Consider the following 23035-nt stretch of genomic DNA (forward strand, 5'->3'; position numbering starts at 1 on the left):
CCTGACTCTGCCTCACACCACGAATGGTTTGGGCGGTGGCGTCCGGTCCGCAAGACTCACACCGCGAACCGTTCGACCATGGTGTCGACGCAGCGCGCGGCGGCCTCGTCGACACTGGGGTCGAAGGTGGTGCGGCCGGCCTGCGGCCGGCCGGCGACCACGTTCACCAGCGCGTCCCCCTTGGAGATCAGGTAGGTCGACTCGTAGTACCGCGTGCCGTTGGGCGTCGTGGCCAGGCTCGTGTCGAGCACGCCGGTCCAGCCGTCCCGGTCGTACGGCTGCCGGTCGTGCACGTAGGTGGTGCCGTCCTCGTCGCGCTTCGGGCAGTCCTGCGGGACGAGGGTCGCGAGCAGCCGGTCCGCCGGAGCACGTTCCGGGTCCAGCACCGCGACCGCGTACAGCCGGCGGTCCGCGTCGGCGCCGGTACCCGTCCAGAGCGTGGACGGCCTGCACCGTGCCGCCGTCCAGCTCGTCCGCGACACCGGGACAGAGCCGAACCACGACACTCCGCGGCTGGTCCGCCCGCCTGGCGTACCCCGGCACGTCCGCGGGCACCGCCGCCGCCACGACGGCCGCGTCGTCCCTCCCGGCGACCGGCGGCGCCACGGTCTGGGACATGCTGACGTACGAGGACACCGTGGCCGCCGGCGCCCGGTCCGCCGTCCCACCCCCACCAGCACTACACCCGGCCACCACCAACACCCCCAACACCGCGCGAGTCCCGCGTTCAAACATGCCGAGTCCCGCGTTCGCGCACACCGACTTGCGGTTTCGTGCCGATCTTGATGTGCCCGGAGAGACCTTGGTGTGCACGAAACCGCAACTCGCTATGTCTGAACGCGGGACTCGCTGTGTTTGAACGCGGGACTCGCGGGGGGTGGGGGTCATCGTGGGAGGGGGGTGTTCTTGGTCAGTAGTGGGGGCTCTTCGTACGGGGTGGCGTGGGGGTACTTGAGGTCGCTGCCTGTGTTGAGTACCACGACCTCCTCCGAGCCGTCGAGCCAGTCGTTTTGTCGCAGGTGGGCCACGGCCGCAAGGGTGGCCGCGCCTTCCGGGCACATCAGCACGCCCTCGTCGGCCGCGCAGGTGGCCTGTTGGGCGAGGATGTCCGCGTCGTCGACGGCTACCGCGGTGCCGCTGGTGTCGCGGACGGCCGACAGGATCAGGAAGTCGCCGATCGCGCTCGCCACGTTGAGGCCGAACGCCACGGTCGCCGCGTTCTCCCACGGGGCCGCGGTGTCGGTTCCTTCCGTGAACGCACGCACGATCGGCGCGCAGCCGGACGACTGCACCGACACCAGCCTCGGCAGCCGGCCGGTCAGCCAGCCGAGCGCGACCAACTCGTCGAGCGCCTTGCGGATGCCGATCAGCCCGACACCGCCGCCGGTCGGGTACACGATCACGTCCGGCATCCGCCAGCCGAGCTGCTCGACGATCTCCAGTCCCATCGTCTTCTTGCCCTCGATGCGGTAGGGCTCCTTGAGTGTCGCGGTGTTGAACCAGCCGTCGCCGACGGCCTGCGCGGCGAGCCGGCCGGCGTCGCCGATCAGGCCGTCCACGATGTACAGACGGGCGCCGGCCAGCACGCACTCCATGCGCGTGATGGCCGGCGCGTCCTGCGGCATGACGATCAGCGAACCCATGCCGCCGCGGGCCGCGTAGGTGGCCCACGCCGCGCCCGCGTTTCCGTTGGTGGGCATGGTGATCCGCTCGATGCCGAGCTCGCGGGCCCGCGAGACACCCACCGCCGCGCCGCGTGCCTTGAAACTGCCCGTCGGCAGCAGCGCCTCGTCCTTGACGTGCAGCCGCGGCACGCCGATCCGGGAGCCGTAGGAACGCAGCGGCAGGATCGGGGTCATGCCCTCGCCGAGCGTGACCACGTTCTCCTCGTGCCGCACCGGCAGCAGCTCGCGGTACCGCCACAGGTTCGCCGGCCGCGCCGCGATGTCCTCCCTGGACACCGTGACCGCGCCGAGGTCGTACCTGGCGAGCAGCGGCGTGCCGCACTCGCACAGGTTCCGCGGCCTGTCCGCGTCGTGCCACCGGCCGCACCGCCCGCACTCCAGGTGCGACAGCGCGCTGTTCCACGACTCCACCGACATCTCCTCCTAGTCCGCGATCGCCGCGAAGGCCTCGGGCGTGAGCTTGTTCGCGGGCCCGTCGTAGAGCGCATTGAAGATCATCTTCTGCTCGGCGCGGTTCCACGTGCGGAACGCCGGCTGGTTGCCGAAGGTGACCACGTTGCCCTCGCCGACCTGCCACGACACGGTGTTCACCGCGCCGTTGAGGTACTCGCCGCCGATCAACCAGCCACTTCGGAGCTGCTCGCCGCTCGCCGGGTACGTGCCGACCACCTGGTGCGGGTACTTCGCCGGGTCGGTGATCCGGTACGCGCGGTCGCCCTCGAACCACACCGGGTTGTCCTCGAGCATGCCCCAGCCGGTCGGTGTCGACGCGTCGATGTGCTGGCTCAGCAGGGAACCCGGCGCGTAGAACACCGAGGAGCTGGCCGGCAGCACGTTCTCGATCGGCAGCCCGAACAACTGCTGCGCGGTGCTGACGCCGGTGCCGAAGCTCACCAGCGTGCCGCCGCCCGTCACGAAGTCCCGCAGCTGGTTCCAGCCGGTCTCACCGGCGCCGTACGCCCACGACCACTCCGGCGGGTAACTCGCCGGGTTGAGGCCGTTCACGATCGAGTTCCTGCTGACGCCCTCCGGCATCAGGATCGCGTCGTACTTCGCGGCCAGGTCGGCGTAGTCGCTCGCCCGCACGACCGAGTAGTTCACCCTGTACTGGTCGAACATCCACATCAGCCAGCCGGACGGGATGTTGTCCGGCGGCTTCAGCAGCCCGATCCTGGTGCCCGGCCTGAGCTGTACGCCCTCGATGGCCGGCACGTCCGCGACCGCGTGGACCGGGATGCCGGTGGCCTTCGACTGGCTCCGCAGCAACTGCCCGGCCTGCCTCGTCGGCGGCACGACGAAGGTGCCGGCCGGGAACTGACGCCCCGCGTCGGTGAACGCGGCCGCCGAGCGGAACGTCGGGATGCCCTGCTCCTGGAGCCGGGACACGATCTGGTACACCCCATAGGACTCCGGCCCCAGCACGTAGGCGCCGCCGGGTCCCGGCTCGGCCGGCATGGTGACGGGCGGTGGGGTCGTCCTGTCCAGCAGGCGGGTGGCGACGGTGAACTCACCCGGCACCTGGTCGGCCTGGAAGCCGAGCAGCATCGGCAGCGTCTGCGCGGTCACGTCGTACGGCCGCTGCGGCGGGCCGCCCGGGTACTGCAGCAGCATCGGGTAGTGCTGGACCTCCAGCAGCGTCTTGGCGAAGCCGGAGTACGGCTGTCGCATGTAGACGATGTAGGAGCCCTTCGGGTACTGCCTGCCGTTCGCGGCGAAGTCGGCCAGCGCCTGGTGGACCTCGACGGCGCCGGTCCGCAGAATCTCCAGGGTGTCCCTGACGGCCTGCGGATCCCGTTGTCCGGCGGGGATGACGAACGCGTACGGCGACGAGCGCGTGCTGTTCTTCACGCCGACCTTGTAGAAGTCCCTGAGCCAGTTGTAGCCGTCGTTGGCCAGCTCGTCGACGCCGGAGTAGAAGGCCTGCGAGGTGTAGTCGACGATCTGGCGCAGGGTCCAGGTGTTGGAGTCGTACGGCTCGAGGAAGTTGATGCCCGACTCCTGCTGGCCCAACGGTCGGTTGCCGACCTGCGGGTAGGCCAGGTTGGACACGCTGGCCGCCTCGGTGAGGAGGCGGGCGGCGCCGTGGTAGACCTGGTACTGGCGCGACGGGGTCCAGTAGTCGTAGGTCGAGCCCCAGCCGACGCCCTTCATGCCGGCCGACGTCATCCCGCGCTGCATGGTCATGCCCATGTCGTTGGTCTGCTGCACGGTGATCGGGTCGATGTTCGGGTCGTACGGCGAGAGGTACGGCGGGGTGAACATGCGTGGCGCGCCCGTGCCGGCCTGGTGTGCGTCCTGGAACGCCTGCGGGTGGTAGGTGTTCTGGATCGAGACCATCAGCCTGGACTCGACCTGGGTGAACATGAACCAGTCGCGGTTGTCGTCGTGGCCGGTGTACTTCTGGTAGAGGTCCGGGTAGACGCGTGCGTAGTTCGTGCCGGCGGTGGCGTTGAAGTAGTCGTTGACGAGCTTGAGGCCGTCCGGGTTCTGCGTGGGAACCATGAGGATGACGGCCCTGTCGAGGATGTTGTCGATGTACGGGGAGTGCTCGGTGGCCAGCCGGTGCGCGATCTCCAGCATCGCCTGCGAGTTGCCGACCTCGTTGGCGTGGATGCCGGCCTGCACGTAGTAGAAGGGCCTGCCCTCACGTGCCAGCCGGTCGGCCTCGGCGTCGCTGAGCCCACGGGGATCGGCCAGGCGCCGGTTGATCCCGACGAGCCGGTCGAGGTTGTCGAGGTTGCGCCTGCTGCTGATCGTCAGCAGCGAGTACGGGTTGCCGAGCGTGGTCCTGCCGAGCTGGGTGTAGTCGACCCGATCGCTGCGGTCGGCGACGAGCTTGAAGTATCCGATCATCTGGTCGAGCATCGCGAGCCGGCCGTCGGTCCCGATCCGGAACCCGAAGTACTGCTCGGGGGTGGGAATAGTGGGCGCCGCCGACGCGGTCGGCGACATGGGCGCGACGAGAGCGAGGACCGCGGCAAGCACGGTGACCGCTCTGGGCAGGGAGGCGCGCATGTCCACTCCTTTCCAGTTGTGAACCGGTTGTAACACCACCCCTTTCGTACACGCAATATTAGATTCAATATGCAGTCATCCTCTTTTCCCGGGGATGGTGGTCGCTGGGTACTGTGTGCCCGATCACTGTGAGCGGAGAGGACGGCCGTGTCGCTGCCGAGAAGCACCCTGAGCAGCATGGCGTACGGGGAGTTACGCCGGGCGATCCTGAGCGGGCGGCTGGCGCCGGGTTCGCACGTGAGCGTGCGGCCGCTGTGCGAGGAGTTCGGCCTGTCCGCGACGCCGGTGAAGGCCGCGCTGACGGCGCTGGAGCGGGAGGGTTTCCTGGTGCTGCACCCGCACCGGGGCTTCTTCGTGCCCGAGGTCGACCGCGAGGACATGCGGGAGCTGTACGAGCTGCGCGAGGTGCTGGACGGCATGGCCGCCCGCCGGGCGGCGGCCCTGTCGAGCCGCGAGTGGCTGGTGGCCCGGCTGGCGGAGTTGTTGGAGGCCCAGACCGCGGAGGTGGCGGCCCGCAACCTGGCGGGCTACGGCGACCTGGACGCGTTGTTCCACCAGGAGATCCTGGCGGCGGCGGGGAACGGGCGGCTGCGGCAGGTGTCCGAGAACATGACCGGCCAGCTGCGCCTGGGCCGGGCGACGTCGGCGCGGGTGCCGGGCCGCCCGAACGCCGCACTGACCGAACACGGGGAGATCGTCGCGGCGATCGCGGCGGGGGAGCCGCAGCAGGCGGAACGCCTGGCCCGCCGGCACGTCCGCAAGTCGGCGAGTGCCCTGGACCGCTACCTGAACCGGGGCGGCCGGGCCTCCTGAGACCGATCGCGGGCGGCCGCCGGCCCCCGGAATCCAGCGTAGCGGCCGGCACCGACGAAACCGGATCGCTGGCTGGCGTGAATGGACCGCTCGTGCGGTCGTGAGCCGAAGGTGTGACGAGGGTGGCCGTCGGCCCCCCGGAATCCAGCGTAGTGGTCAGCACCGACGAAACCGGCGGGCCGGGTGCGTGAATGGACCACTCGTGCGGCGTCTTCGGGGATCGGTGGCGGGACGATGGCTCCGGCGCGACTTCGGGGGTGGCGGCAGGACCTGGTGAATTCGGTCGGCCGGTGACGGCAAGGGGCCGGTCTTGCCTTGCGTGCGGGGAGGCCTGTGCAAAGGGGCCGGACTCGCCTTGCGTGCGGAAGTTCGTGCAGACAAGGGGCCGGCCTTGCGTGCGGGAGGTCTGTGCAATGGGGCCGGTCTTGCCTTGCGTGCGGGGAAGTCTGCGCAAAAGGGGGCCGGTCTCGCCTTGCGTGCGGGAAGTTTGTGCAAGGCGGGACCGGCCCGGTCGATGGGGTGGACCAGCTGGGAGCTGGGACTAGCTGGCGAGGGTGCAGGTCGCGAACTGTTGGAGGCCTGCGGGTTTTGCGGCGACGCGGCCGATGGCGATGGCGATGCGGTCGAGGGTGGATGCGCGTTTGTCGGTGAGGGGGCCGAGGATGGCGTTCTGGACGAAGTTCGGGCCGCCTTGGCCGCGGGTGTTCTGGAGTCGGGTGTTGGCTTCGCTCAGTTGTTTGTCGAGGTTCGCGAGTTCGCGGGTGACCTCGGCCTGTGCGGCGGCGGGGACGGCGCCGATCTGCGGGGTCGGGCACACGATCTTGCCGGCGTCCGTGTTGTTGTTCGCGGCGCTCGTCGAGGTCGCGGGGATGGTCGTCGGGGGTGAGGTGGCCGCCGGTTGGCCGGCGGTGGACAGGCTGCAGGTCGCGAACTGTTGGAGGCCTGCGGGTTTTGCGGCGACGCGGCCGATGGCGATGGCGATGCGGTCGAGGGTGGATGCGCGTTTGTCGGTGAGGGGGCCGAGGATGGCGTTCTGGACGAAGTTCGGGCCGCCTTGACCGCGGGTGTTCTGGAGTCGGGTGTTGGCTTCGCTCAGTTGTTTGTCGAGGTTCGCGAGCTCGCGGGTGACCTCGGCCTGTGCGGCGGCGGGCACCGCGCCGATCTGCGGGGTCGGGCACACGATCGTCTCCGCGGCGGCCGTGTTGCCGGTGGCCGCCATGGCGCTCGCGGCCCAGGCGACGCCGCCCGCGGTGACCAGTCCGGCCACCAGGATCGCGACGTGTTTTCTTCGTTTCGGCTGTGTGTGGGCAGGCGACAACTCGACCACCTTCTTGTCGGGGAAAAAAGGGGGCATGCCGGCTTACACAGCTAATACGGAAGACCGTCGATCACGGTTCAATCTCGACCTGATAACACCGATGGTGACGACGTTATCTGGTCAGACCTTTTCTAGAGGCCCAGTTTGCCGCGGAGGTCCTGCTCCTCGATGCCGAACGTCTCGCGGATCGTCACGCCACTCTCGCCGACCAGGAACACCCCGTAGTCGGTGTAGACGCGGCTCACGCACCGCAGCCCGGTGAGCGGGTAGGTGCACGACGGCACCAGCTTCGGCACGCCCGCGTCGGTGAACAGCGTCATCATCACGAACACCGACTTCGCGCCGATCGCGAGGTCCATGGCGCCGCCGACCGCCGGGATGGCGTCGGGCTCGCCGGTGTGCCAGTTCGCGAGGTCGCCGTGGAACGACACCTGGAACGCGCCGAGCACGCAGACGTCCAGGTGCCCGCCGCGCATCATGGCGAACGAGTCCGCGTGGTGGAAGTACGACGCGCCAAGGGTTTCGGTCACCGGGACCTTGCCGGCGTTGATCAGGTCCGGGTCCACGTCGTCGCCGTGCGCCGCGCCGCCCATGCCCAGCATGCCGTTCTCGGTCTGCAGGATGACGCCGGAGTCCGCGGCGAGGTAGTCCGCCACCAGCGTCGGCTGCCCGATGCCCAGGTTCACGTACGACCCGGGTGGGATGTCCGCCGCCACCAGGCGCGCGATGCCAGCACGATCGAGCCGAGCCATCAGCCTGCCGCCCCTTCCGCCGCCAGCACGGCCGGTGACGGGCACGCGACCACGCGGTTGGTGAAGATCCCCGGCGTCACGACCGCCTCCGGGTCGAGCGACCCGGGTTCGGAGACGACGCTCACCTGTGCCACGGTCAGTTTCGCCGCCGTCGCCATGACGGGGCCGAAGTTCCGCGCGGTCTTGCGGTACACCAGGTTGCCGAGCGTGTCCGCCTGATGCGCCTTGATCAACGCGGCGTCCCCGTGGATCGGGAACTCCAGCACGTAGTCCCGCCCGTCGATCGTGCGTGCCTCCTTGCCCTCGGCGAGCGGCGTGCCGACGCCGGTCGGGCAGTAGAACGCGCCGATCCCCGCACCCGCCGCACGCAGCCGCTCGGCCAGGTTCCCCTGCGGAACCACCTCCAGCTCGATGCGGCCCGACCGGTACAGCTCGTCGAACACGTACGAGTCCTTCTGCCGGGGGAACGAGCACACGATCTTCCGCACCTGCCCGGCGGCCAGCAGCGCCGCCAGGCCGTGTGAGCCGTTCCCCGCGTTGTTCGACACCACGGTCAGGTCCTTCGGACCGAGCCTGCGCAGCGCGTCGATCAGCTCCACCGGCTGCCCGGCCGTGCCGAACCCGCCGATGAGCACCGTCGACCCGTCGGCGATCCCGGCCACGGCCTCGTCGACGGAGGAACAGACGAGCGTCACGACACGTTCTCCAACACCACCGCGAGTCCCTGGCCGACCCCGATGCAGATGGCCGCCACGCCCCAGCGTGCCTTCTCGGTACGCAGGACCTTCGCCAGCGTGCCGATGATACGGCCGCCGGACGCGCCGAGCGGGTGGCCGACGGCGATCGCGCCGCCGCGGGTGTTGACGATCTCCGGGTCGATCTTCCACGCGTCGACGCAGGCCAGCGACTGCACGGCGAACGCCTCGTTCAGCTCGACGGCGGCCACGTCCGACCACTCGATGCCCGCCCTGGCCAGCGCCCGGTTCGCCGCCTCGACCGGCGCGTACCCGAACCGCTGCGGCTCCAGCGCGAACGCGGCCCGCCCGGCGATCCGCGCCACCGGGTCCCGGCCGAGACCGGCGGACTCCGCGGCGACGAGCACGGCCGACGCCCCGTCCGACAGCGGCGACGCGTTCCCCGCGGTGATCGTCCCGTCCGGACGGAACGAGGGCTTCAGCCTCGCCAGCTTCTCGAGCGACGTGTCGGGCCGGATGCCCTCGTCACGGGTCAACTCGCCGGCGGGCACGGTGAGGTCGTCGTAGAAGCCCGCTTCCCAGGCGGCGTGTGCGAGCCGGTGCGACCGCTCGGCGAACGCGTCCTGCCGGTCCCGCGAGATGCCGAACTCCTCCTGCAGCTGCTCGTTCGCCCCGCCGAGCGAGACCGTCCACTCCTTCGGCATGCGTTCGTTCACCAGGCGCCAGCCCAGCGTCGTCGACACCGCGGTCACGTCCCGCGCGGGGAACGCGCGGTCGGGCTTGGGCAACACCCACGGCGCCCGCGTCATCGACTCGACACCGCCCGCGACCACGATGGACGCGTCGCCGGTCTCGATCTGCCTCGACGCCGACATCACCGCGTCCAGGCTGGACCCGCACAGCCGGTTGACGGTCGAGCCCGGCACCGACACGGGGTAGCCCGCCAGCAGCACGGCCATGCGGCCGACGTTGCGGTTGTCCTCGCCCGCGCCGTTCGCGAGCCCGAGCACCACCTCGTCGACCTCCGAGGTGTCCAGCCCGGGAGTCCGTTCGGCGAGCGAGCTCAGTACGGTCGCGGCGAGGTCGTCCGGCCGCTGTTTGGACAATGCGCCGTCGAACCGGCCGAAAGGCGTGCGGACCGCGTCGTAGACGAAAGCGTGGCTCATGATTGTCCAGGGTAGGTAAGAAACACCGTCTCACCATCCCCCTGGAGCCTCACGTCGAACCGCAGGCCCGCCGGCTCACGGGTCGCGACCAGCGTCTCGCGCCGGTCCGCCGGCACCGACAGCAGGAAATCGTCGGCCCGCTCCGGCAGGTAGATGCGTGTGAGCAGGCGATTCATCAGCCCGCGGGCGAACACGGTCAGCGCGATGAACGGCGCGCCCGGCTCGATCGTGGTGAACGTGTAGTGCCCTGTGTTGTCCGTCGCAGCACGGCCCCAACCGGTGAACGTGTAGCCGTCCCTGCGCAGCGAGCCACCGACCCGGGGCACGTCGCCGGCGGCGTCGGCCTGCCAGATCTCCAGCAGCGCGTCCGGCACCGGCGCGCCCGCGCCGTCCCGGACCTGGCCGTGGAGGCGGATGGCGTCGGGATGGCTCGGCGGCACCAGGTCCGGGCCACCGTCGTAGGGCAGGGCGTAGCCGAAGAAGGGGCCGATCGTCTGGCCGGGAACGGCGGTCATTCGGCGGCCTCCGTCCAGGTCCGGTGGCTGCCGCTCAGCACGATGTCCCAGCGGTAGCCGGTCGCGACCTCCGGCATGGTGACGCTGTGGTCGTAGGTCGCGATCAGCCGTTCGCGTGCCTTCGGGTCCACGATGGACTGGTAGATGGGGTCGATCGGAAACAGCGGGTCACCCGGGAAGTACATCTGGGTGATCATCCGCTGCGTGAACTCGTGGCCGAACAGTGAGAAGTGAATGTGCGCCGGCCGCCACGCGTTCAGGTGGTTGCGCCACGGGTACGGCCCCGGCTTGACCGTCGTGAAGCGATAGGAGCCGTCCGGTCCGGTGAGGCAGCGGCCGACGCCGGTGAAGTTCGGGTCCAGCGGCGCCGGATGCTGGTCCCGCAGGTGCGCGTACCGGCCGGACGAGTTGGCCTGCCAGATCTCCACCAGCTGGTTCGCGACCGGGCGCCCGTCGCCGTCGACCACCCGGCCGGTCACCACGATCCGCTCGCCGAGCGGCTGGCCGCGGTGCTGGACCGTCAGGTCGGCCTCGACCGGGTCGACGTCCTGGTGGCCGAACACCGGCGCGTACAGCTCGACCAGCTCGGGGTCGGCCTGGTGCGGCGCTTTCGTCGGGTGCCGCAGGATGCTGCTCCGGTACGGGGCGTAGTCGAGCCGCGGCTGTGGCTCGTCGCCCGTCCGGGTGGCGGCGATGGCGGCGATCTCGGCGCTGATCTCGTCCTGGGTGGCGGCCGCCGCGTCGGACGACACGGCCGCACGTGGGGGTGCTTCGGTCACACCTGCAACCTAGGCCGGACGTGGCCGTGGGTGCGAGACTGTCCTTCCGCTGAGCGGAAGGATCTCGTCGTGGCGGGGAACAGTGGACAGCCGGGCGTCACCGTGGCGTCCCGGGTGCTCGCGCTGCTCGGCGCGTTCGACGGCGAGCACCGCGGCATGACGCTCACCGAGCTGGCCCGGCGCGCCGGCCTGCCCCTGGCCACCGCGTTCCGGCTGGCCGGCGAGCTGGCCGAATGGGGCGCGCTGGAGCGGCGCGCGTCCGGCGAGTACGTGGTCGGCCGCCGGCTCTGGGACCTCGGCCTGCTCGCGCCCGTCCAGTCCGGCCTGCGGCAGGTGGCCTCGCCGTTCCTGCACGACCTGTACGCGGCGACGCTCGCGACCGTGCACCTCGCGGTCCGCGACGGCACCTCGGTGCTCTACCTCGACCGGCTCTCCGGGCACGTGTCCGTGCCGGTGGTCAGCGACGTCGGCACCCGGCTGCCCATGCACGCGACCGGCGTCGGCAAGGTGCTGCTGGCGCACGCGCCGGACGACGTGCGCGGCTGGGTGTTCACGAACCTGACCCGCATCACCCCGTACACCATCACCCAACCGGGCCGGCTGCGTGCCGAGCTGCGCCGGGTGCTGCGGGACGGGTTCGCGCAGACCAGCGAGGAGATGAGCCTCGGCGCGTGTTCGGTGGGCGTGCCGATCCGGTTGGGTGACGGCGCGGTCGTCGCCGCCCTGGGCATCGTCGTGCCGAGCCTCGGCCGGGACCGGTCCCGGCTCGTCGCCGCGTTGAAGGTCGCGGCGCGGGGCATCGGCCGCAGTCTTCCACTGAGTGAAAGCGGCTGATGGTGCCGGACGGCCCGGCGGTCTCTACTGGTGCCATGCGTACCCAGGTGGCCATCGTCGGTGCCGGCCCGGCCGGTTTGTTGCTGTCACACCTGCTCGCGGCGGACGGCGTCGAGTCGGTCGTGATCGAGACGCGGACCCGCGAGTACGTCGAGTCGCGTATCCGCGCGGGCATCCTCGAGCACTCGACGGTCGAGCTCCTGGAGTCGGCCGGGCTCGGCGACCGGCTGCGGCGTGAGGGCGACGAGCACCGCGGGATCTACCTGCAGTGGCCGTCCGAGCGGCACCACATCGACTTCCACGACCTCGTCGGGCGCGGCGTGTGGGTGTACGGGCAGACCGAGGTGCAGAAGGACCTCGGCCGGGCGCGGGACGCCGCCGGGCAGCAGGTGATCTACGACGTGCGGGACACGACGGTGCACGACCCCGAGGACCCGTACGTGACGTTCACCCTGGACGGTGTCGCGACCAGGCTGGACGCGGACGTGGTCGTCGGCTGCGACGGCTCGTTCGGACCCACCCGGTCGGTGGTGCCGGGACGGACGTGGCAGCGGACGTACGCGTACTCGTGGCTCGGTGTGCTCGCCGCGGTCGCCCCGTCCACCGACGAGCTGATCTACGCGTGGCATCCGGACGGGTTCGCGCTGAACTCCATGCGATCGCCGACGGTCACCCGGCTGTACCTGCAGGTGCCGGCGGAGACGGACATCGCGGAGTGGCCGGACGAGCGGATCTGGGACGCGCTCGCGACGCGGCTCGGGCACGGCCAGGACGGCTGGAAGCTGACGCGCGGGCCGATCACCGAGAAGAGCGTGCTGCCGATGCGCAGCTTCGTGCAGGCGCCGATGCGGCACGGCAGGGTGTTCCTCGCCGGCGACGCCGCCCACATCGTGCCGCCGACCGGCGCGAAGGGGCTGAACCTGGCGGTCGCCGACGTGGCCCTGCTGGCGCCCGCGCTCGTCGCCTTGTTGCTGGAGAAGGACTCCCGGCTCGCCGACGGGTACTCCGACCGCGCGCTGCGCCGCGTCTGGCGGTGCACCCACTTCTCGTGGTGGATGACCACGATGCTGCATGCCGGCGGCGACCCGTTCGACGCGCAGCTACAGCTGTCGCAGCTGCGGTGGGTGGCGAGCAGCGTCGCGGGCGCGACCGGGCTGGCGGAGAACTACGCGGGCCTCCCGATCGGCTTCTAGACGAAGGCCAGGACGAGCAGAAGGGTCACCGTCACCACCACGATCACGCGCATGCCCCCATATGTAACCCGTTGTGGGGTTATATATCAAGTCCTTGCGGGGTCCCGGTGCGCCCGGCGCCGATCTCCACGTGGTGCGTAGTCAGGGCGGGCATCATGTATGGGTGCACCGGCGAGCCCGAGGAGTCCCATGACCAGCCCGGACGTGCCCGACGACGTGGTCGACCGGCTGCGGGGGATCTGCCTCGCGCTTCCCGGGGCACACGAGGAGCGGGCGTGGGTGGGCACCCGCTGGCGCATCCGCACGAGGACGTTCGCGCACGTCCTCGGCATCACCGACGAGTACCCGCCCGCCCACGCCCGCGAGGCCCCGCTCGTCGGCGACGCCGTCGTGCTGACGTTCCGCGCGGACGGGCCGGAGCTGCACGCGCTCGCCAACTCCGGGCCGCCGTTCTACAAGCCGAGATGGCACCCGCAGGTCGTCGGCATGATCATCGAGCCGGACGCGGACTGGGACGAGATCGCGGAGCTGCTCACCGAGAGCTACTGCCTGCTGGCGCCGAAGAAGCTCGCGGCTCAGGTGGTGCGGTCGGGTCCCGGGGCCGGCGAGCCGGGCTGAACCGGACGACCGCCGAGGCCGTGACCGGCGCTCGCCGCGGCGCGAGGCCCAGCGCGGCCGCGTTCGAGCGGGTCGGCGCGAAGCACTGAAGCACTACTGGAGCCAGCCTCGGTTCGCGGCCTGCACACCGGCCTGGAAGCGGGTCGTCGCGCCGAGGCGGTCGAGCAGCTCCGTGATGCGGCGGACCACGGTCCGGCGGGACAGGCTCAGGCGCCGGGCGATCGCCTCGTCGGTCAGGCCGGCGGCCATCAACGTGATGACCTGTCTGTCCTTTTCGGACAGTTCGGTCGCCGGCGTCGCGGCGGACACCGGCACCCCGAGTGTCCACAGTGTCTCGAACAGGCCGGCGAACGCGCCGAGTAGCCCGGAGGCGTGCACCACGAGGGAACCCTCGACCCCGACGCGTTCCGGTTCGGGGACCAGCAGTGCGATCCGGTCGTCGCCGATGAGCAGCTTCACGGGATGGTCGGCCAGCACGCGGGCGTCCTCGCCGCGCTCGATCATCCGCGTCATGCCGGCGAACAGGTCGGTGTCGTCGTAGACCGCGCGGTGGTAGAGCACCCGGTAGCTCACGCCGGCCGCCATTCGCTTGGCCTGCAACGACTCCTGTGACGCGAACCGGGCCGGGGTGCTGCGGTAGGGCGGGCGGTCGAGCCAGCGGACGCGTTCGGTCGCACGTTGCTGCAGCCGTTCCGTGAGTGCGAACAGCTCGGCGATGCCGGTGACCGGCTCGACCTCCGGGGCGCCCGCGGCCCGGCGGGCGAGGTCGTACAGCTCGTCGAGCTCGGCGCCGGCCCGCCACAACGCGGCCCGCCGGCGCTCCTCGGCGCGCAGCACCTCGGACATCACCCGCGCCGGTGACCGCACCACCCAGCCGTTCTCCACGGACACCACCGCGTCCAGGTCCGCGAGCTCGCGGAGGACGCCCGCCACGTCCGGGCCGGACATGCCGGTGGCACCCGCCAGCGCGTCCGCGCTCGCCCGGCCGAGCCGGGCGAGCGCGCGGTACACCCGGCCCTGCGGGCTGTCTGGATCGAGTACGTCGAACACGGGGACCTCCGGCGTGGCTCAGGTGCGCTATGGCGCAGGTGAGCCAGTGGACAGGTCTGGTCATGGTCGCATGCCGCTGCCACGATCAAAATCGGAAATCCAAGACAGTTGGTGAATCCTCACCAACACCCCTGCCGTCAGGAGATCCCCATGCGCAAGACGCTTCTCGCGCTCGTGACCGCGGCGGTGGCCGTGGCACCGGTGCTCGTCGCTCCACTCGCGAGCGCGAACCCGGCGGGCATGGTGCCGGCCGATGTCGGTGTCCAGGGCGCGCACGTGCTGTCGGTCGACTACCAGGTCCAGCAGACCGGCTACTGGTGCGGGCCGGCCGCCACCCGGATCGCGCTGTCCGCCCGCGGCATCTACCGCTCCCAGTCCCAGCTGGCCGCCGAGCTGGGCACGACGACCAACGGCACCGACTGGATCGGCCAGGTCACCGGGGTGCTGTCCGGCTACGTCGGCTGGTACGAGACGAAGGAGATGCCCAACGACCCGCCGACGCAGGCGCAGCGCAACCTGCTGTGGCGTGACATCGTGCTGAACATCGACAACAACTACCCGATCGTCGCGAACATCGTGGCGCCGGCGAACAACCACCCGCCCGGCTACCCGAACTACACGATCTACCACTACTTCACGGTCATCGGCTACAACGACGAGAACATGACCGTGAAGATCGCCGACCCCGCGAGCTTCGGTGGCAACCAGCTCTACTGGCTCACGTTCAACCAGCTCGCGACCCTCATCCCGCCGAAGGGCTACAGCGCCTGAAACCCGTGTGCTCCGGGCGGACCACGCCGCCCGGAGCCGCCGCGGAGTCGTCAGGCCAGCGCGGTACGCAGCGCCGCGATCAGCGCGGCGCGGTTGGCCGCCGGGAGCTTTTGGCGGATCCTGGCCACGTGCTGTTCGACGGTCTTCGGCGAGATGTACAGCTTCGCGCCGATCTCCTTGTGGGTCAGGCCGTCCAGCAGCAGCTCGCCGACCGAACGCTCCCTTGTGGACAGCACGCCGGCCGCGGCTTGCTCGGTCGTCACGGTCGCGCGCAGCGCGCGGCCCCTGCCCAGCAGGCGTTTCACGGTCTCGGGGTCCGTGACGCGGGCGGCCGCCGCGCCGCACAGCACCGCCGCCTCCCATGGCCGGTCGGCCAGCGCGGCCGCCGCCTCACGCACCGCCGCCGGGTCGACGTCGCCGGCGAGCACCGCCGCCCAGACCCGGCCGGCGCGGCCGCGTGGGGTGTCGGGGAGCGCCATCGCCGCGGCGCGCGCCTCGTCGGCGGTCGTGGCGCGTTGGAGTGCCCACCAGGCAAGGATGGCCACGGCCCAGCGCGGGTTGCCGGCCCGTGCGACCGCCGCGGTCATGCCCGCGACGATCATCTCCCGGTCGACCGGCTCGGCGGCCGCGGCCAGCTCGCCCCACGCGTCCAGCAGCAGGATCTCCACGTCCGCGCCCATCACGACCGGCGCGACGCGGTGCCACGTGGTGCGCAACGCGGTGCGGTCGCCCGCGCGCCGCGCGAGCCCGACCGACACCGCCGCCGCGAGCACTGCGTCGCGGCGCAGCACCGGGGACGCGCCGGCGGCGACGACCCCGGCACGTGCGTCGGCGAGCCGGCCGGCACGCAGGTCGAGCCATGCGCTGACGAGCAGCCGGCGCGGGCTCGAGGACCCGAACAGCGCGCGGCCGGTCTCGTCGTCCTCGCCGGCGGCGAGCACGGCCATGGCGAGGTCGTCCCACCGCTCGGCGGCCAGCGGATCGGCGGGCACGCTCGCGGCGGTGAGGCCCGCGAGTTTCCTTGCCGCGGCGGGGAAGTCGCCGCGGACGGCGCCGAGGACGGCGGTCACGCCGTCGAGGAGGACGGTGAGGCCGCGCGGTGCCGGACCGGTGACCTGGCGGGCGGTGTCGAGGTCCCGCTCGGCGTTGTCGAGGTCCCCGACCAGGGCGGCGGCGAGGGCGGCCCGGCCACCGGCGATCGCGGCGGCGGCGCCCGTGCCGCCGGCCGCGATCTCCCGCCAACGCGTTGCGGCGTCGAACAGGGCGCCGTCGGCGGCGGACGCCGCGGCGGCGACGCCGGCGGCGAGGCGGTCGGGGTCGGTGCCGGCGGCGAGCACGCGGTCAGCGGCCTCGATGGCGGCGGCGGTGTCGCCGGCGCGCCAGGCCTGGTCGGCCAGTTGCGCGAGCATCAGCGGTCGCCTCCCCCGGAGGTCTGGGTCGAGCGGGAGTTGGTGGTGCGCGACGTCGTTGTCGTCGGCGGCGTGCTGGCCGGCGCGGTGGTCGTGGTGGTGGTCGGCGCCGGCCGGGTGGTGGTCGTCGTCGGCTGGGTCTTCTTCTCGGTGGGCTGGGGCTGCTGCGTCCGGCGGGTCGGGGTGTCGACGGGTGGCGGCGCCGCCTCGGTGGTCGTGACGGGGACGGTCCCGGAGACCGTCGAGGTCGGCGGCATGGTGTCGGCACCCGCGCCGGCGGGTGCCTGACCGCTGCCGAGCGCGAGCGCGGCGGCACTCCCCAGCACCGCGAGCACGGCGGCCGCGGCGACCACCATCGTGCGTGGGCGCCTGGACCTGGCCTCGACGGGCGCCGCGGCGACGGGCACGGGCGGGCGCACCGGCTCGACGATGGAGGTCCGCACCCCGTTGCCAGCGGGGGAAAGCAGGGCCCGCGGGCCCGGGAGCTCGTTGGGTGGCAACGGTTCGAGGTGTACCGCGAGACGGGTGGGCTGGCCGGTGCGCGGTGCCCGGCCGAGCGGAACGCCGTTGCCTGCCGCGCCGAGCTGGTCGCGGACGGCAGCGGGCTGGTTCACCGGCATGCCTGCCGCGGCCAGTGCCGCGCCCATGGCCGCGGCACCCGGTGGGGTCGCGGCCACCGGACGGCCCAGTTCCTCCGACACCACCTGTGTCAGCAGCGGCAGCCAGGCCGCGCCGCCGGCGAGCAGCACCTTCGACGGTGTGACACCGGATTCCTCGATCGCGAGGCACAGGGCCACCGCGGTCTCCGTCAGCAGGGGCCGTGCCAGCTCCTCGAACTCCGCGCGGGTGAGGCGGACCCGGGTGCCGGCGACCGGAATCTCCACCTCGGTGTCCGCCGACAGCGTCTCCTTCGCCTTGGTGCATGCCTGGCGCAGCCGCGCCAGTTCGGCCGGGTCCGCCGGCACCGTGTCGAGTGCCGCGCACACGTGGCCGAACACCAGCTCGTCCAGGTCCGCGCCGCCCAGATCCAGCTCGGCCGGCCGCCCGACCGTCGCCAGGCCGTGCACGACCGCCGCGGTGAACGTGGTGCCGCCGAGGTCGTGGACCGCGGTCGGGGCCGTGCTCTGGTAGGCGACCGCGGCCGCCGCCGACAGCATGGTGACCTCGCCCAGCGCGGCCCGCAACGCGGCCACGCGGTGCGGGCCCCACGTCACCGGGTGCGTCACCGCGAGGCGTGCCGGTCTGCCGACCGCCGACACGATCTGCGTGACCAGTTGTGCCACAAGGGTTTCCGCCGGTACCGGGCGCGCCCCGACAAGAACCGGGGTGTCGTCGCCCACGCGTCTCAGAAAGCCTTGCGGCACACCGGGTAACCGTGACGGCATTACCTTGACCACCTCGGCGCGGCCCCCGCGGACCACGGCGGCGGTCGTGAACGTTCCCCCGACATCCACACCAACCTCGTAAGACATTCCGACTCCCCTCGGAAAAGGTGCATCTGTCTCCACACGCGTGTTTCGGAGTCCTGGTTGTCACGGATTGGACTCGATCGCAGGAGTAGGGCGAATCCCCCAACCACCCCCGGGGATCCCGCAACGCCCCTGGTCGACGACCGGAGCACGCCCCGATGACGGCCGCCGTTCGCGCCCCTAGCGTGGGAAAGCGTTGGAGCTCAACCAATCCAGGGAGTGCGAAGCAAGATGTCCCAGCCTTTCAAGCTCGACCAGTTTCTCGCCAACGTCGCGGACTTCGACCTCGACTCGGTGCTTGACTCGGCGCAGAGCCAGGAGTCCGCGACCGTCGGGCAGCAGACCGTCGACCAGGCCACCGACCAGACCGCCGCGCAGGGCAGCCAGCAGGACCAGGACACCGACACGACCACCGTGACCGACGGCGGTGACGGCGGCAACGGGGGCACCGCCGTCGCCGGCGACGGCGGCAGCGCGAACGGCGGCGCCGGTCTCGGCATCGGTGGCGCGGGGGGCGCCTTCTCGCAGTCGGGTCAGGTCAACATCGCGTTCGGCCCTGACACGAGCGGTGGCGACGGGTTCGGTTTCGGTGGCGGCGGCGGGATCGCCGGGAACGGCGGCGACGCGGACGCGTCGGGCGGCAACGGTGGCGACGCCTCGAGCGACGTCGACGTCACCCCGACCCAGAGCAGCGACCAGGACGCGGACCTGGACAGCGACAACGACGCGGGGCTGGACAGCGACCAGGCCACCGTGCAGGACGCCCAGAGCGACCAGGCCAACGACCTCGGCCTGTCCGTGCGGGAGCAGGTCGACTCGACGCTGGACGACCTCGACGTCGGCAACTTCGACCTGGACATCTAGGCCCGACCGGGGGATGCGGGCGGCCCGGGGACGCAGGGGCACTCGGGCCGCCCGCGCTGTTCAGTCCACTTAGGAGTGATCAACCATGGCGTCCATCGCCGAAGTCATCGACTTCCTCATGAACCTGATGCGTGACGACGACACCCGCCGGGAGTTCGCGCGGGACCCGGACACCGTGCTCGCGGACCGTGGCCTCGGCGGCGTGACCGGCGAGGACGTGCGGGACGCCCGGCTGCTGATGGCCGACTGCGGATCCGTCGCGCCGCGTGCCGCCGCCCGCGCGGAGCGCGGCCCGTCGAGCCACGACGCGGTGCACGAGATCCATTACACGACAACGAACTTCGAGGTGGGCGACGTGACGACGACCGTCGTCACCATCAACGACAACGACACCCTGATCGTGGACTCGTTCAACCCGGACGTGACCGCGATCCAGGACGACGACATCACGGACGTCGACGTGATCAGCATCGTCGACGGCGACGAGACCGGCGACGAGACCGGCGACGAGACCGGCGACGACCCGGAGACCTCGGGGGGCGGGGAGACAGCACGGGGGGACGAGTCCGACCCGCCGGGTGCCGAGGTGACCGAAGACCCGCCGGCGAGTTCCGCTGGGGAGCTTGCCGGCGACCCGGACTCCGGGGCGAGCGAGGGGTTCGCCCCGGACCTGGACGCCGGCTTCGGTGCGCAGCCCGAGCTGGGCACCGAAGCCGGGTTCACCGCCGGAACCGATGATCCCTTCGAGCGTTCCGCCGACGATCCCTTCGACGAGCTGGCCGGGTGAGCCTCGTGACCAGTGACGCCGCGGCCGCGCTCGACCGGGCCGTCGCCGCCATCGCCAGGTACGACCGGCCCGACCTGGACGCCCGCCTCCGGCAGGCGGGGGAGCGGCTGCTCGCCGACGACGTGCGGGTGCTCGTCGTCGGCGAGTTCAAGCAGGGCAAGAGCATGCTGGTCAACGGGATCGCGTGCGCGCCGGTATGCCCGGTCCAGGACGACATCGCGACCGCGGTGCCGACCGAGGTCCGCTACGCCGACCCCGCCGCCGTCACGCTCGTCGGCAAGGACGGCGCCCGCACCGAGATCCCGCTCGACCAGCTCGCCCGGTACGCGTGCGAGCCGAGCACGCACGACGGGCACGTCGAGGTCGGCGTGCCCCGCGCGGTCCTCAGGGGCGGGCTCGTGCTCGTCGACACGCCGGGCGTCGGTGGGCTGAACTCCGTGCACGGCGCGGCCACCCGGTCCGCGCTGGCGACCGCCGACGCGGTGCTCTTCGTGACCGACGCGTCGCAGGAGCTCACCGCGCCCGAGGTCGACTTCCTGCGCCAGGCCACCGATGTCTGCCCGACCGTCGCCTGCGTCCTCACCAAGACCGACCTCTACCCCGAGTGGCGGCGGATCTGGGCGGGGAACCGCGAGCACCTCGGCGAGATCCCGCTGTTTCCCGTCTCCTCGACCATGCGCTGGCACGCGTTGACCACCGGCGACACCGAGCTCTCCCAGGAGTCCGGCTTCCCGCCGCTGGTCCGCCACCTCCGCGACGAGGTGCTCGGCAGGTCCGCCGAGCTGGCCCGGCGCTCGACCGCGCACGACGTCAACGCCGTCACCGACCAGCTCCTCGGCCAGCTGCGGGCGGAACGTGCCGCGCAGGACAACCCCGCCGACGTGCTCCGCGACCTGACCGCCGCCGAGGCCCGTGCCACGGCGCTGAAGGAACGGTCCGCGCGCTGGCAGCAGACGCTCAACGACGGCGTCGCCGACCTCAACGCCGACATCGACTACGACCTGCGCGACCGGCTCCGCGAGATCGTCCGCGCCGCCGAGGAGTCGATCACGGCCGGCGGCGACCCGTCCCGCACCTGGGAGCAGTTCGCGCAGTGGGTGCGGCAGTCCGCGGTCGCCGCGGCGTCGGCCAACTACCTCTGGGCGACGCAGCGGGCCCGTTCGCTGGCCCGGCGCGTGGCGGAGCACTTCGACGAGGAACGCGCCCATGCACTGCCGGTGCTGGAGATCCAGCAGGCCGGCGGGCTCGATGCCGTCCGGGACATGACCATCGGCGACGCCGAGTCGTGGACCGTCGGCCGTCGGCTGCTCGTCGGCGTGAAGGGCGGGTACTCCGGCCTGCTGATGTTCGGCATGTTCGGCAGCCTGGTCGGTTTCGCCCTGCTCAACCCGGTCTCCATCGGCGCCGCGGTGCTGCTCGGTCGGCGCGGCATCGGCGACGAGCGCAAGCGCATCGTCACCAAACGGCAGAACGAGGCCAGGACCTCGCTCCGCCGCTACATCGACGACGTGACCTTCCACGTCGGCAAGGACTCCCGCGACATGCTGCGTGGTGTCCAGCGGGTGCTGCGTGACCACTTCACCGCCCGCGCCGAGGAGATGAAGCGTTCCCTGCAGGAGTCCCTGAAGGCGGCGGAGAAGGCGGCCAAGGCGTCGAAGGCCGAACGCGACCGCCGCCTCGCCGAGCTGGACGCGCGGATCAGGGAGCTGGAGACGGTCAGGGGGTTGCTGTGACGCTCACCGACGCGGTCCGGGAGGTCCTGGGGAAGGCCATGAGCCGCTACCGCGACCAGCCGCACACGGTCGAGCTGCTGCGCCGCCAGCTGGTCAGGCTCGACGAGCCACTGCGCGTCGCGATCGCCGGCAAGGTGAAGGCAGGCAAGTCGACCCTGCTCAACGCGCTCGTCGGCGAGGCGGTCGCGCCGACGGACGCGGGCGAGTGCACGAAGGTCGTCACCTGGTACCGCGACGGCTCGAGCCCCCGGGTCACGATGTATCCCAGGCAGGGACCGCCGAGGGCGCTGCCGGTGGTGCGGCGCGACGGCGCGCTCGACCTGGCGCTCGGCGCGCGTGCCGAGGACGTCGACCGGCTGGTCGTCGACTGGCCGGCGACGAGCCTGCGCACCACCACGCTGATCGACACCCCGGGGGTGGCCTCGGTGAACAAGGACGTGTCGGCCCGCGCCGAACGCTTCCTCGACCCGGACGACGACACCCCGACCGAGGCCGACGCGGTCGTCTACCTGATGCGGCACCTGCACAGCGCCGACGCCGACTTCCTGGAGTCGTTCCGCGACCGGGGCGTCGCCCGGGCCACCCCGGTCACCACCGTCGCCGTGCTGTCCCGCGCCGACGAGATCGGCGGCGGCCGGGCCGACGCGATGTTCTCCGCGCGTGGCATCGCGACGCGGTACCGGTCCGAACCCGCGCTGCGCGGGTTGTGCCAGAACGTGGTGGCGGTCGCCGGGCTCCTCGCCCACACCGGTCGCACGCTGCGGCAGGCCGAGTTCGCCGCGCTGGCCGACCTGGCCGCGTCGCCCCGCGAGGACCTGGAGAAGGCGTTGCTGTCGGCCGACCGCTTCACGCGGCTGCACGGCCGCCACGAGCTGGTGGGGCGGTTCGGCCTGTTCGGCATCCGGCTCGCGACGTCGTTGCTACGGCAGGGCACGCGGACCCCGGCCGAGCTGGCCGGGGAGCTGGTCGCCAGGAGCGGGCTCGGGGACCTGCGGAAGGTGCTGACCACGCAGTTCACCGAGCGGCGCGACCTGCTGAAGGCGCGGTCGGCGCTCGTCGCGCTGGAGCGGATCACCCGCGCAGACGACCGCGGCCTCGCCAGGGACGTCGAACGAATCCTCGCCGGCGCGCACGAGTTCACCGAACTACGGCTGCTTTCCGCACTGCGGGCCGGTACGGTCGTTCTGCCGAAACCACTCATCAGGGAGGCAGAACGGCTACTCGGCGACGACGGCGGCACACCAGGCGTCCGGCTCGGCCTGCCCGCGGCGGCGGACGCGATCGCCACGCGGGCCGCGGCGCTCGCGGCACTGCGGCGCTGGCACGAGCACGCGGAGAACCCCGCGCTGGGCCGCCGGGCCTCCGACGCCTGCCGGGTGCTGGTGCGGACGTGCGAGGGCCTGGTCACGCGGGTATGACCCGATGCGCTGGTCAGGGCCGGTGCTGGCCCGAGCGGGCAGGTCAGACCATGCGGCCCGATAGGGCAATGAACCGGCGTATCCGTCCGTACGTGTATCTCGCAAGCGGGCGGGTGGCTCATTAACTTGCTGACATCAGGAACAGGAGAAG

The 23035-nt window shown here is 71.7% G+C and carries 21 protein-coding genes; 9 read left to right on the plus strand and 12 right to left on the minus strand.

The window, feature by feature from the left end:
- Positions 1–56 precede the first annotated feature (56 nt).
- The 3 genes from VET29_RS34965 to VET29_RS34975 form a co-directional block, all read right to left on the minus strand.
- The gene (locus VET29_RS34965) at positions 57–482 is read right to left on the minus strand and encodes a hypothetical protein (RefSeq protein ID WP_324928862.1); all 426 of its coding nucleotides are present in this window, start codon (positions 480–482) and stop codon (positions 57–59) included.
- A 402-nt stretch (positions 483–884) separates the two neighbouring features.
- Entirely contained in the window at positions 885–2102 is a 1218-nt protein-coding gene (locus tag VET29_RS34970) for a threonine synthase (RefSeq protein ID WP_414636696.1), read from the minus strand.
- Positions 2103–2108: 6 nt separating this feature from the next.
- Positions 2109–4700: a M14 family zinc carboxypeptidase gene (locus VET29_RS34975; protein WP_324928866.1), complete on the minus strand. Its 2592-nt coding sequence runs from the start codon at positions 4698–4700 to the stop codon at positions 2109–2111.
- A gap of 177 nt (positions 4701–4877) precedes the next feature.
- Between VET29_RS34975 and VET29_RS34980 the strand changes: the two genes are divergently transcribed.
- Entirely contained in the window at positions 4878–5513 is a 636-nt protein-coding gene (locus VET29_RS34980; RefSeq protein WP_324928868.1) for a GntR family transcriptional regulator, read from the plus strand.
- A gap of 541 nt (positions 5514–6054) precedes the next feature.
- On the opposite strand, the gene VET29_RS34985 is transcribed toward VET29_RS34980, so the two are convergent.
- The 6 genes from VET29_RS34985 to pcaH form a co-directional block, all read right to left on the minus strand.
- Entirely contained in the window at positions 6055–6780 is a 726-nt protein-coding gene (locus tag VET29_RS34985) for a hypothetical protein (RefSeq protein WP_324928870.1), read from the minus strand.
- A gap of 182 nt (positions 6781–6962) precedes the next feature.
- Positions 6963–7583, minus strand: coding sequence for a 3-oxoacid CoA-transferase subunit B (locus VET29_RS34990; protein ID WP_324928872.1), 621 nt, complete (start codon positions 7581–7583; stop codon positions 6963–6965).
- Positions 7583–8278 (minus strand): 3-oxoacid CoA-transferase subunit A, encoded by a 696-nt coding sequence (locus VET29_RS34995; RefSeq protein ID WP_324928874.1) that lies wholly within the window; start codon positions 8276–8278, stop codon positions 7583–7585. Before VET29_RS34995 ends, VET29_RS34990 begins: the two co-directional genes overlap by 1 nt.
- Entirely contained in the window at positions 8275–9444 is a 1170-nt protein-coding gene (locus VET29_RS35000; RefSeq protein WP_324928876.1) for a thiolase family protein, read from the minus strand. The genes VET29_RS34995 and VET29_RS35000 overlap by 4 nt, the downstream gene beginning before the upstream one ends.
- The gene (pcaG, locus tag VET29_RS35005; RefSeq protein WP_324928878.1) at positions 9441–9959 is read right to left on the minus strand and encodes a protocatechuate 3,4-dioxygenase subunit alpha; all 519 of its coding nucleotides are present in this window, start codon (positions 9957–9959) and stop codon (positions 9441–9443) included. Before pcaG ends, VET29_RS35000 begins: the two co-directional genes overlap by 4 nt.
- Positions 9956–10663, minus strand: a complete 708-nt coding sequence (gene pcaH / locus VET29_RS35010) for a protocatechuate 3,4-dioxygenase subunit beta (protein WP_414636700.1) — start codon at positions 10661–10663, stop codon at positions 9956–9958. Before pcaH ends, pcaG begins: the two co-directional genes overlap by 4 nt.
- Positions 10664–10807: 144 nt before the next feature.
- Between pcaH and VET29_RS35015 the strand changes: the two genes are divergently transcribed.
- The 3 genes from VET29_RS35015 (at position 10808) to VET29_RS35025 (ending at position 13383) form a co-directional block, all read left to right on the plus strand.
- The gene (locus VET29_RS35015) at positions 10808–11572 is read left to right on the plus strand and encodes an IclR family transcriptional regulator (protein WP_324928882.1); all 765 of its coding nucleotides are present in this window, start codon (positions 10808–10810) and stop codon (positions 11570–11572) included.
- 35 nt (positions 11573–11607) lie between these two features.
- Positions 11608–12765 carry a 4-hydroxybenzoate 3-monooxygenase gene (locus VET29_RS35020; protein WP_324928884.1) on the plus strand — a complete coding sequence of 386 codons (1158 nt, stop codon included), beginning with the start codon at positions 11608–11610 and terminating at the stop codon, positions 12763–12765.
- Positions 12766–12954: 189 nt separating this feature from the next.
- Positions 12955–13383 carry an MmcQ/YjbR family DNA-binding protein gene (locus VET29_RS35025; RefSeq protein ID WP_324928886.1) on the plus strand — a complete coding sequence of 143 codons (429 nt, stop codon included), beginning with the start codon at positions 12955–12957 and terminating at the stop codon, positions 13381–13383.
- A gap of 93 nt (positions 13384–13476) precedes the next feature.
- Here VET29_RS35025 and VET29_RS35030 read toward each other — a convergent pair whose 3' ends face one another.
- Positions 13477–14433, minus strand: coding sequence for a helix-turn-helix transcriptional regulator (locus tag VET29_RS35030; RefSeq protein ID WP_324928888.1), 957 nt, complete (start codon positions 14431–14433; stop codon positions 13477–13479).
- 150 nt (positions 14434–14583) lie between these two features.
- Between VET29_RS35030 and VET29_RS35035 the strand changes: the two genes are divergently transcribed.
- Positions 14584–15204 (plus strand): C39 family peptidase, encoded by a 621-nt coding sequence (locus VET29_RS35035; protein ID WP_324928890.1) that lies wholly within the window; start codon positions 14584–14586, stop codon positions 15202–15204.
- A gap of 50 nt (positions 15205–15254) precedes the next feature.
- On the opposite strand, the gene VET29_RS35040 is transcribed toward VET29_RS35035, so the two are convergent.
- Complete coding sequence (locus tag VET29_RS35040; RefSeq protein ID WP_324928892.1) at positions 15255–16613, minus strand: LuxR C-terminal-related transcriptional regulator; 1359 nt, start codon at positions 16611–16613, stop codon at positions 15255–15257.
- A complete protein-coding gene (locus VET29_RS35045) occupies positions 16613–17896 on the minus strand; it encodes an Hsp70 family protein (protein ID WP_324928894.1) in 1284 nt (427 codons plus the stop codon). Before VET29_RS35045 ends, VET29_RS35040 begins: the two co-directional genes overlap by 1 nt.
- A 417-nt stretch (positions 17897–18313) precedes the next feature.
- Here VET29_RS35045 and VET29_RS35050 point away from each other — a divergent pair, with 417 nt between their 5' ends.
- The 4 genes from VET29_RS35050 to VET29_RS35065 all read left to right on the plus strand — a co-directional run bounded on the left by VET29_RS35050 (position 18314) and on the right by VET29_RS35065 (position 22884).
- Positions 18314–18946: a hypothetical protein gene (locus VET29_RS35050; RefSeq protein ID WP_324928896.1), complete on the plus strand. Its 633-nt coding sequence runs from the start codon at positions 18314–18316 to the stop codon at positions 18944–18946.
- Between the two features lie 85 nt (positions 18947–19031).
- Positions 19032–19733 (plus strand): IniB N-terminal domain-containing protein, encoded by a 702-nt coding sequence (locus tag VET29_RS35055; RefSeq protein ID WP_324928898.1) that lies wholly within the window; start codon positions 19032–19034, stop codon positions 19731–19733.
- Positions 19734–19738: 5 nt separating this feature from the next.
- Complete coding sequence (locus VET29_RS35060) at positions 19739–21466, plus strand: dynamin family protein (RefSeq protein ID WP_324928900.1); 1728 nt, start codon at positions 19739–19741, stop codon at positions 21464–21466.
- Positions 21463–22884 carry a dynamin family protein gene (locus VET29_RS35065; RefSeq protein WP_324928902.1) on the plus strand — a complete coding sequence of 474 codons (1422 nt, stop codon included), beginning with the start codon at positions 21463–21465 and terminating at the stop codon, positions 22882–22884. Before VET29_RS35060 ends, VET29_RS35065 begins: the two co-directional genes overlap by 4 nt.
- Positions 22885–23035 lie beyond the last annotated feature (151 nt).

Origin of the sequence: Actinophytocola sp., from assembly GCF_035634895.1 — a bacterium.
Classification (GTDB): domain Bacteria; phylum Actinomycetota; class Actinomycetes; order Mycobacteriales; family Pseudonocardiaceae; genus Actinophytocola.